Below are 9,481 nucleotides of genomic sequence, written 5' to 3' on the forward strand. Positions count from 1 at the left end.
CTCGACGCGGACGGCGTCGGCGGCGTCGCTGCTGGGCCTGGGCATCGTCCTGACGCTGATCGCGACGGTCGTCGCGGGCCCCCTGCTGGTGCGCCCGGTGATCCGGGTGCTGGGCGGGGCGTTCCCGGCGCTGTTCGGCTCGGTGGGCCGGATGAGCCAGCGCAACGCCCTGCGCAACCCGCGCCGGACGGGGGCGACGGCGTCCGCGCTGATGGTGGGTCTGGCGCTGGTCGGCGGGATGTCGGTGGCGAGCGCGTCGATGTCGGCGTCCTTCGACCGGCAGATCGACCGGACGCTCGGCGCGGACTTCGTCGTCCAGAGCGGGAACTTCACGCCGTTCACGAAGGAGGTCACCGACAAGGTCCGGGCGACGGCGGGGGTCGGTCTCGTCGTCCGGAGCCGTTTCGCGCCGCTCGCGGTGCGGTTCCCGGACGGCAGGCGAGTCGAGACGACGGCCGCCGGGTACGACCCTCGGCTGGACGACGTCGCCCACATCAGGTACGCCGAGGGGGACACGGCGGCGGCGCTGGCGGCGGGGCATCTCGCGATGGACGTGGACTTCGCGCGGGAGCACGGCGTACGGGTCGGGAGTGTCCTGCCGACGGAGTTCCCGGGCGGCAGGACGACGGAGCTGACGGTGGGGGCGCTCACCGACCAGGACGCGGCGGAGGGGTTCGGCGCGCGGGGCGGGCTGTTTCTGGGGCTGGCGACGGTCGAGCGGTTCGTGCCGGGCGGGCAGGAGTCGGCGCTGTACGTGAACGCGGCGCGGGGGACGGGCGCGGGGGCGCTGCGGGGTGCGCTGGAGCGGACGCTGGGGCCGTATCCGCAGGTGCAGGTCCGTGACCAGGCGGACTACAAGGATCTGGTGCACGACCAGATCGCGGTGCTGCTGTACCTGGTGTACGCGCTGCTGGGGCTGGCGATCGTCATCGCGGTGCTGGGGGTCGTCAACACACTGGCGCTGTCGGTGGTGGAGCGGACGCGGGAGATCGGGCTGCTGCGGGCGATCGGGCTGGCCCGGCGGCAGTTGCGGCGGATGGTGCGGCTGGAGTCGGTGGTGATCGCGGTGTTCGGGGCGGTGCTGGGGCTTGCGCTGGGGCTGGTGTGGGGGGTGTGCGCGCAGCGGGTGCTGGCGTTGCGGGGGATGACGGTGCTGGAGATCCCGTGGGGGACGGTCGTCGCGGTGGTGGTGGGCTCGGCGGTGGTGGGGGTGGTGGCCGCGCTGCTGCCGGCGCTGCGGGCGTCGCGGATGAACGTACTGGCGGCGATCGCACACGAGTGATGGGATGCGGACGAACGTTCAAGTGACTTGACACTCAGGGGGAGTTCATGACGCGTCCGTTCCGTTTCGGGGTCAATCTGCTGGAGCCCACGCCGCTGGAGGCGTGGCGGGCCAAGTGCCGTCGGGGTGAGGAGCTGGGGTACGACGTGCTGCTGGTGCCGGACCATCTGGGGATGCCGGCGCCGTTCCCGTCGCTGGTCGCGGCGGCGGAGGCGACACAGGAGCCCCGGGTGGGGACGTTCGTCCTCAACACGGGTTTCTTCAACCCGGTGCTGCTGGCGCGCGAGGTGGCGACGACGGCCGCGTTGACCGCCGGCCGGCTCGAACTGGGCCTGGGCGCCGGGTATGTGGCGGCGGAGCACGAGGAGGCGGGTCTGCCGTGGGGTGCGCCGGGTGAGCGGGTGGCGCATCTGCGGCGCACGGTCGAGGAGTTGATGAGGCGTCAGGAGGACGGCGTGCGGGTGCCGTTGCTGATCGGCGGCAACGGTGACCGGATGCTGCGGCTGGCGGCGGAGCACGCGGACGTGGTCGCGTTCGCGGGTGCGCGGGTCGTCGAGGGGAGCGGGACGGGGCAGATCACCCCCCTGTCACCGGAGGAGCTGGACGAACGGGTCGCGAGGTACCTGGAGTTCGCGGCCGGTCGCGAGGAGGCGGCGGAGCGGAATCTGCTGGTCCAGCAGGTGGTCGTGACGGACGATCCGGAGGGCGCGGTGCGGCCGTTGCTGGAGCGGATACCGGGAACGACGGCGGGACAGTTGCTGGAGCTGCCGATCCTGCTGATCGGGTCGCGGGAGGAGATCGTCGCGAAGGTGCGGGGCTTGCGGGAGCGGTACGGGTTCTCGTACTTCACGGTGCTGGAGGGGTTCATGGAGGCGTTCGGGCCGGTGCTGGCGGACTTGCAGGGCCGGGAGCCGGTGGCGGGCGGCCGTCCGGATGCCGGAATGTCCGTCGAGGGGGCGCCCGGGGTGCTGTGATCGCCGTATGCATGATCTGCGGATACGGGCCGCGTCGCCCGAGGACCTCGACACCGTGCTGGCCTTCTGGAGGACGGCGGCGGAGGGGACGAGCATCAGTGACGACCTCGCGGGCGTCGAGCGGCTGCTCGCCCGTGACCCCGGGGCGCTGATCCTCGCCGAGTCGGGCGGGCGGCTGGTGGGGACGGTCGTCGCCGGGTTCGACGGCTGGCGCTGTCACCTGTACCGGCTCGCCGTGCACCCGGACCGGCGTCGCCGGGGTATCGGTTCGGCGCTGCTGGCCGCCGCCGAGGAGCGGTTCACGGCGCTGGGCGGGCGGCGGGCGGACGCGATGGTGCTGACGGGCAACGAGACCGCGCACCATGCCTGGGCGGCGGCGGGGTACTCGCCGCAGGAGCAGTGGCGGCGTTGGGTGAAGCCCCTGACCTGACCGGGCCGCTTTGCTCATCCTTTACCCTTGAGGGGGCCGCGTGCCGCGCGGTCCCCTCCCTACTCGACGAAAGGTGTGAGCGTCCGCCCATGGGCGAGCCTCCCAGTACCCGACATCGCGCGTTCCTCCCCGCCCTGCCCGATCATGGGACGGAGGTGACCCGATGACCGAAGTGCTCCTCCTGCTGGTGGCGGTCCTGCTGTCGTTCACGTGCGGTGCCTTCGTCGCCGCCGAGTTCTCGCTGACCACCGTCGAGCGCGGCGAGCTGGAGCGGGCGGTCGAGCGCGGCGAGCGGGGCGCCGCCGGCGCCCTGACGGCCGTACGGAACCTGACCTTCCAGCTCTCCGGCGCCCAGCTCGGCATCACCGTCACGAACCTGGTCGTCGGCATGCTGGCCGAGCCGTCGATCTCCATCCTCCTGTCCGGTCCGCTGGAGTCGGCCGGGCTGCCCGAGGGGGCGTCGCGGTCGGTCGCGCTGGTGATCGGGACGGCGCTGTCGACCGTGTTCCTGATGGTCGTCGGCGAGCTGGTGCCGAAGAACTGGGCGATCTCCTCGCCGCTGGCGGTCGCGAAGAGCGTCGGCAACGCGCAGCGCTGGTTCAGTGCCGCGTTCCGGCCGTTCATCACGCACCTCAACAACACGGCGAACCGGATCGTGCGGCTCGCGGGCGTCGAGCCCACGGAGGAGCTGGCCGCCGCGCGCGGGCCGCAGGAACTGGCCGCGCTGGCCCGGCACTCCGCGAAGGAGGGCGCCCTGGAGGCCGACACCGCCGAGCTGTTCGTGCGCACGCTGAACCTGGCCGACCTGACCGCCGAGAACGTGATGACGCCGCGCGTGCAGGTGATGGCGCTGGAGGCGCAGGCGACCTGCGAGGACGTCGCGAACGCGACGCGGGCGAGCGGTCTGTCGCGGTTCCCGGTGTACCGGGGCAGCCTCGACGCGGTCGTCGGCACGGTCCACATCAAGGACGCGCTGGCCGTGTCCGCCGAGCGCCGCGCGCGGGTGCCGGTCGCGGAGATCATGCGCGAGCCGCTGCTGGTCCCCGAGTCGCTGACCGTGGACCGGCTCCTGGACCGGCTCTCCGGGAAGCGCACGATGGCCGTCGTCATCGACGAGTACGGCGGCACGGCGGGCGTCGCGACGCTGGAGGACATCGTCGAGGAGGTCGTCGGCGAGGTGCGTGACGAGCACGACCCGCACGAGACGCCCGACCTCGCCCCCGCGGGCACCGACGAGGCCGGACGCGCCCTCTACTCGGCCGACGGCGCCGCCCGCACCGATCAGCTCGCCCGCGTCGGTCTGCGGGCCCCCGAGGGGCCGTACGAGACGCTGGCGGGGCTCGTGGCGACGGAGCTGGGGCGGATCCCGGCCGTGGGTGACCGGGTGGACGTCGCCGGGTGGCGGCTGGACGTCGTGGACGCGGCGGGGCACCGGGCGGCGCGGGTGCTGCTGCACGCGCCGGATCAGGAGGAAGGCGAGCGATGACCACCGTCCAACTGCTGATCGGCCTGGCGACCCTGGTCGTCAACGCCTTCTTCGTCGGCGCCGAGTTCGCGCTGATCTCCGTGCGGCGCTCCCAGATCGAGCCGCATGCCGAGCAGGGTGACCGGCGGGCGCGCAGTGTCCTGTGGGGCCTGGAGCACGTCTCCGCGCTGATGGCCGCCGCGCAGCTCGGGATCACGCTGTGCACGCTGGTCCTCGGTGTCGTCGCGGAACCGGCGATCGAGCATCTGCTGGAGCCTGTCTTCCACGCGCTCGGCGTCCCTTCGGGGGCCGGGCACGCGGTGTCGTTCGTGATCGCGCTGGTCGTCGCGACGTACCTGCACATGCTGCTCGGCGAGATGGTGCCGAAGAACATCGCGCTCGCCGAGCCGGTGCGCAGCGCGCTGCTCCTCGGGCCGCCGCTGGTGGCGCTCTCCCGCGCGCTGCGGCCGGTGATCTTCGCGATCAACGCGTTCGCCAACGCTCTGCTGCGGCTCCTGCGCGTCGAGGCGAAGGACGAGGTGACGGCGACGTTCTCGGACTCCGAGCTGGCCCAGATCGTCAAGGACGCGGGCGAGGCGGGGCTCATCGACGACCGTGCGCAGGAGCGGCTGCACGACGCGCTCGAACTGGGGCGGCGTCCGGTGCGGGACGTCGTCCTGCCGCTCGAACGCGTCGTCTACGCGCGCGTGGGCGTCACCCCGGAGAGCCTTGAGGAGCTCTCCGCCTCCTCCGGCTTCTCCCGCTTCCCCGTCGTCGACGAGGGGCGGCGCATCGTCGGCTACCTCCACGTGAAGGACGCCCTCGACGCCTCTCCCCGCGACCTGCCGTTCCGCCTGCGCGACCTGCGGCCCATCGCGCGCGTACGCGAGGCGACACCGCTGGACGACGTGCTGACGGCGATGCGGAAGAGCCGTACGCATCTGGCGGCGGTCATGGGGGACGACGGGAGGCTGGCCGGGGTGGTGACGATGGAGGACGTGCTGCGGGAGTTGTTCGGGCAGCGGGCGTGAGCCCTGACCGGCGGTCGGTTGCCTCGGGCACCGGGGTGACCGACCGCCGGGTATGGACCAGGGTTACGATCGCTGACGCCATGCAGACGAAACCCACTCCCCCGTACACCAGCCTGGTCGCGATCGGCGACTCCTTCACCGAGGGCATGTCGGACCTCCTCCCCGACGGCTCCTACCGGGGCTGGGCCGACCTCCTGGCGGGCCGCATGTCCGCCGAGGCGCCCGGCTTCCGGTACGCCAACCTCGCCGTACGCGGCAAGCTGATCGGCCAGATCGTCGAGGAGCAGGTGGACGCCGCGGCCGGGATGGGCGCCGACGTCGTCACCCTGGTCGGCGGTCTCAACGACACGCTCCGCCCGAAGTGCGACATGGTCCGTGTGAAGGACCTCCTCACGGAGGCGGTGGAACGCCTGGCCCCGGCCTGCGGGCAGCTCGTCCTCATGCGCAGCCCCGGCCGCCAGGGCCCCGTCCTGGAGCGCTTCCGCCCCCGCATGGAGGAGCTGTTCGCGCACGTGGACACCCTGGCGACAAAACACGGCGCCCTGGTCGTAGACCTCTACAGCGCCCCCTCCCTCGCGGACCCCCGCCTCTGGGACATCGACCGCCTCCACCTCACCCCCGAAGGCCACCGCCGCGTCGCCGAGGCCGTCTGGCAGACCCTGGGCCACACCCCCGAGGACCCCGACTGGCGCACCCCCCTTCCCCCCACTCCCCCACCCACCTGGACCGCCCGCCGCACCGCCGACCTCCGCTTCACCCACCAGTACCTCCTCCCCTGGATCGCCCGCCGCCTCACGGGCCGCTCCTCGGGGGACGGCCGCACACCCAAGCATCCGGAGCTGCTGCCGTACGAGACACCGGCCCCGTGACCGGCGTCTCGTACGTTCCCACCAACCCCACCCCGGCCCTGGCCTGCGTGAATCGCCAGTAGAATCTGGTCACGTGACTACCGCTCCCGCAAAGCCCCGCATCCCGAACGTCCTCGCCGGACGGTACGCGTCCGTCGAGTTGGCCACGCTGTGGTCGCCGGAGCACAAGGTGAGGCTGGAGCGGCAGCTCTGGCTCGCGGTGCTGAAGGCGCAGAAGGACCTCGGGATCGAGGTGCCGGACGCGGCGATCGCGGACTACGAGCGGGTGCTCGACACCGTTGATCTGGCGTCGATCGCGGAGCGTGAGAAGGTCACGCGGCACGACGTGAAGGCGCGGATCGAGGAGTTCAACGACCTCGCCGGGCACGAGCAGGTGCACAAGGGGATGACGTCCCGGGACCTGACGGAGAACGTCGAGCAGCTCCAGGTGCGGCTGTCGCTGGAGCTGGTACGCGACCGCACGGTGGCGGTCCTTGCGCGGCTGGCGAAGCTCAGCTCGGAGTACGGCGAGCTGGTGATGGCGGGCCGTTCGCACAACGTGGCGGCGCAGGCGACGACCCTGGGGAAGCGCTTCGCGACGGCGGCGGACGAACTCCTCGTCGCCTACGCGCGCGTGGAGGAACTCCTCGGCCGCTACCCCCTGCGCGGCATCAAGGGCCCCGTCGGCACCGCCCAGGACATGCTGGACCTCCTCGGCGGCGACGCGGCCAAGCTCGCGGAGCTGGAGGACCGGATCGCCGGTCACCTGGGCTTCTCGCAGGCGTTCACGTCGGTCGGCCAGGTCTACCCCCGCTCGCTGGACTACGAGGTCGTCACGGCCCTCGTACAGCTCGCGGCGGCCCCCTCCTCGCTGGCGAAGACGGTCCGCCTGATGGCGGGCCACGAGCTGGTGACGGAGGGGTTCAAGCCGGGCCAGGTCGGCTCCTCGGCGATGCCGCACAAGATGAACACCCGCTCCTGCGAGCGCGTCAACGGCCTGATGGTGATCCTGCGCGGCTACGCGTCGATGACGGGCGAGCTGGCCGGCGACCAGTGGAACGAAGGCGACGTCTCGTGCTCGGTGGTCCGCCGCGTCGCCCTCCCGGACGCGTTCTTCGCGCTGGACGGCCTGTTGGAGACGTTCCTGACGGTGCTCGACGAGTTCGGCGCGTTCCCGGCGGTCGTCGCCCGCGAACTGGACCGCTACCTGCCGTTCCTGGCGACGACGAAGGTCCTGATGGGCGCCGTCCGCGCGGGCGTCGGCCGTGAGGTCGCGCACGAGGCGATCAAGGAGAACGCGGTCGCGTCGGCGCTGGCGATGCGCGAGCAGGGCGCCGAGCGCAACGAACTCCTCGACAAGCTCGCCGCCGACGAGCGCATCCCCCTGGACCGCGCGCAGCTCGACGCCCTGATGGCCGACAAGCTGTCCTTCACGGGCGCTGCGGCGGCCCAGGTCGCCTCGGTGGTCTCCCGGGTCGAGGAGATCGTCAAGCAGCGTCCGGAGGCCGCCGGTTACACCCCCGGGGCGATCCTCTGACCCGCCTCACCCAGGCCGACCTGGAGGCCGCGCGCGACCGCCTCGTCCCCGACGTGGCCGCGCCCGGCCTCCGCGTGCTGTTCTGCGGCATCAACCCCGGCCTCATGACGGCCGCGACGGGCCATCACTTCGCCCGCCCGGGCAACCGTTTCTGGCCGGTCCTGCACCTCTCCGGCTTCACCCCCCGCCTCCTGAAACCGGCCGAGCAGCAGGAGTTGCTGTCGTACGGCCTCGGCATCACGAACGTCGTGGCGCGCGCGAGTGCGCGGGCGGACGAGCTGTCCGCCGAGGAGTACCAGGAGGGCGGGCGTCTGCTGACCGCCAAGGTGAGCCGCCTGAAGCCGCGTTGGCTCGCGGTCGTCGGCATCACCGCCTACCGCGCCGCCTTCGGCGACCGGCACGCGCGCGTGGGGGCGCAGGAACGGACCGTCGGCGACACGCGTGTGTGGGTGCTGCCGAACCCCAGCGGGCTGAACGCGCACTGGACGGCGGCGACGATGGCGGAGGAGTTCGCGCGGTTGCGGGAGGCGGCGGAGGGGTGAGGTTCCGCCGGTGGGCGGGGACGAGCGCCGGGCGGGGACGAAGACCGAGCGGAAACGTTCACGCGTCCCGCTTCCGCACCCGCCACACCCCCGCCCCCAGAGCCATCGCGCCCCACAGCCCCGTCATCGCGAGCCCGGTCCACGGCTCGACCGCCGGATCGCTGTGCAGCACCGCCTGCCCCGCCCGGTCGGGGAACCAGTCCGCGACCGTCCCGGACACGTCGCCGACGACGAACGACACGATCAGCAGAAACGGTACGACGATCCCCAGCGCCGCCACCCCGCTGCGCAGGACGGCCGTGAGCCCGGCGGCGAGCAGTGCCATCAGCGTGAGGTAGATCCCGCAGCCCACGACGCCCCGCAGGCTCTCGGCCCACCCGAGACCGTCCCCCGTGAGCAGGGTGAGCGCGCCGGTGAGGTGCCCGACGGCCAGGACCGGCAGGGCGATCGCCGTCGCCTTCGCGGCGAACCAGCGCGTGCGGTCGGGTACGGCGGCGAGGGACGTCCGCAGGGCGCCGTCGCGGAACTCGGCGGACATGGCGTTCGTCCCGAAGGCGACGGCGGCGATCTGGCCGAAGGTGACGCCGAAGAAGGCCGAGAAGAGCGGGTCGTCGAGGCCGGCGTCCGCCCCGGCGAGGGCGGAGAAGGTGACCGTGACGAGAGGGATCACGGCGAGGGTGACGACCTGTGACCGCAGGGTGCGGATCTTGAGCCACTCGGCGTGCAGGGCGGGTGTGTACATGCGGGGCTCCTTAGGCGTGTGCGGTGAACTCGGTCTCGCCCGCGGTCAGGTCGAAGTACGCCTGCTCCAGCGTCCCTTCCTCGGCGGCGAGTTCGAGGAGGGGGACGCCCGCGTCGGAGGCGAGGCGGCCGACGTCGTCCACGCGCGCGTGGTGCACGGTCCAGTGCCCGTCGGGGTGTTCGTCGGCCCGGTGACCGGCGCGGGTGAGCGCGCCGACGAGGGCGGCGGGGTCCGTCGTCCGCACCCGTACGCGCGGGTGTACGCGCGCGTGGACGAACTCCTTGAGGGGGGTGTCGGCGAGGAGGCGGCCCCGGCCGAGGATGACCAGGTGGTCGGCGTAGGCGGCGGTCTCGGCCATGAGGTGGCTGGAGACGAGGACGGTGCGGCCCTCGTCGGCGAGGCGGCGCAGGAGGCCGCGGATCCAGACGATGCCCTCGGGGTCGAGGCCGTTGGAGGGTTCGTCCAGGAGGACCACTTCGGGGTCGCCGAGCAGCGCGGCGGCGATGCCGAGGCGTTGGCGCATGCCCAGGGAGTACGTCCGCGCGCGGCGTCCGGCGGCGGTGGTCAGGCCGGTCTCCGCGAGGACCTCGTCGACCCGGCGCGCGGGCAGCCGGTTGCTCGCGGCGAGCA

Annotated in this window: 10 protein-coding genes; 8 read left to right on the forward strand and 2 right to left on the reverse strand. The window is 72.7% G+C overall.

The genetic code is table 11. The features are described 5' to 3' along the window. The 8 genes from ACVNF4_RS27475 to mug form a co-directional block, all read left to right on the forward strand. On the forward strand, positions 1-1,282 hold a 1,282-nt coding region (locus ACVNF4_RS27475), incomplete at its 5' end, for an FtsX-like permease family protein (RefSeq protein ID WP_461805562.1). A 47-nt stretch (positions 1,283-1,329) separates the two neighbouring features. Further along, positions 1,330-2,256 (forward strand): TIGR03621 family F420-dependent LLM class oxidoreductase, encoded by a 927-nt coding sequence (locus tag ACVNF4_RS27480; protein WP_461805563.1) that lies wholly within the window; start codon positions 1,330-1,332, stop codon positions 2,254-2,256. A 7-nt stretch (positions 2,257-2,263) separates the two neighbouring features. Beyond that, positions 2,264-2,686, forward strand: a complete 423-nt coding sequence (locus ACVNF4_RS27485; RefSeq protein WP_461805564.1) for a GNAT family N-acetyltransferase — start codon at positions 2,264-2,266, stop codon at positions 2,684-2,686. Between the two features lie 163 nt (positions 2,687-2,849). Continuing rightward, positions 2,850-4,172 carry a hemolysin family protein gene (locus ACVNF4_RS27490; RefSeq protein ID WP_461805565.1) on the forward strand — a complete coding sequence of 441 codons (1,323 nt, stop codon included), beginning with the start codon at positions 2,850-2,852 and terminating at the stop codon, positions 4,170-4,172. Beyond that, on the forward strand, positions 4,169-5,182 hold the full coding sequence (locus ACVNF4_RS27495; protein ID WP_461805566.1) for a hemolysin family protein: 1,014 nt from the start codon (positions 4,169-4,171) through the stop codon (positions 5,180-5,182). The genes ACVNF4_RS27490 and ACVNF4_RS27495 overlap by 4 nt, the downstream gene beginning before the upstream one ends. An 80-nt stretch (positions 5,183-5,262) precedes the next feature. Next, entirely contained in the window at positions 5,263-6,051 is a 789-nt protein-coding gene (locus ACVNF4_RS27500; RefSeq protein WP_461805567.1) for an SGNH/GDSL hydrolase family protein, read from the forward strand. Between the two features lie 73 nt (positions 6,052-6,124). Continuing rightward, the gene (gene purB, locus ACVNF4_RS27505; protein WP_461805568.1) at positions 6,125-7,567 is read left to right on the forward strand and encodes an adenylosuccinate lyase; all 1,443 of its coding nucleotides are present in this window, start codon (positions 6,125-6,127) and stop codon (positions 7,565-7,567) included. Next, complete coding sequence (mug, locus tag ACVNF4_RS27510) at positions 7,564-8,109, forward strand: G/U mismatch-specific DNA glycosylase (RefSeq protein ID WP_461805571.1); 546 nt, start codon at positions 7,564-7,566, stop codon at positions 8,107-8,109. Before purB ends, mug begins: the two co-directional genes overlap by 4 nt. 58 nt (positions 8,110-8,167) lie before the next feature. Here the strand turns inward: mug and ACVNF4_RS27515 are convergent, their stop codons facing one another. Together ACVNF4_RS27515 and ACVNF4_RS27520 are read right to left on the reverse strand one after the other, a co-directional pair. After that, complete coding sequence (locus tag ACVNF4_RS27515; protein ID WP_461805569.1) at positions 8,168-8,851, reverse strand: ABC transporter permease; 684 nt, start codon at positions 8,849-8,851, stop codon at positions 8,168-8,170. A 10-nt stretch (positions 8,852-8,861) separates the two neighbouring features. Next, the coding region (locus ACVNF4_RS27520) for an AAA family ATPase (RefSeq protein WP_461805570.1) at positions 8,862-9,481 on the reverse strand (620 nt) is incomplete at its 5' end.

It is taken from the genome of Streptomyces sp. S6, from assembly GCF_054880855.1.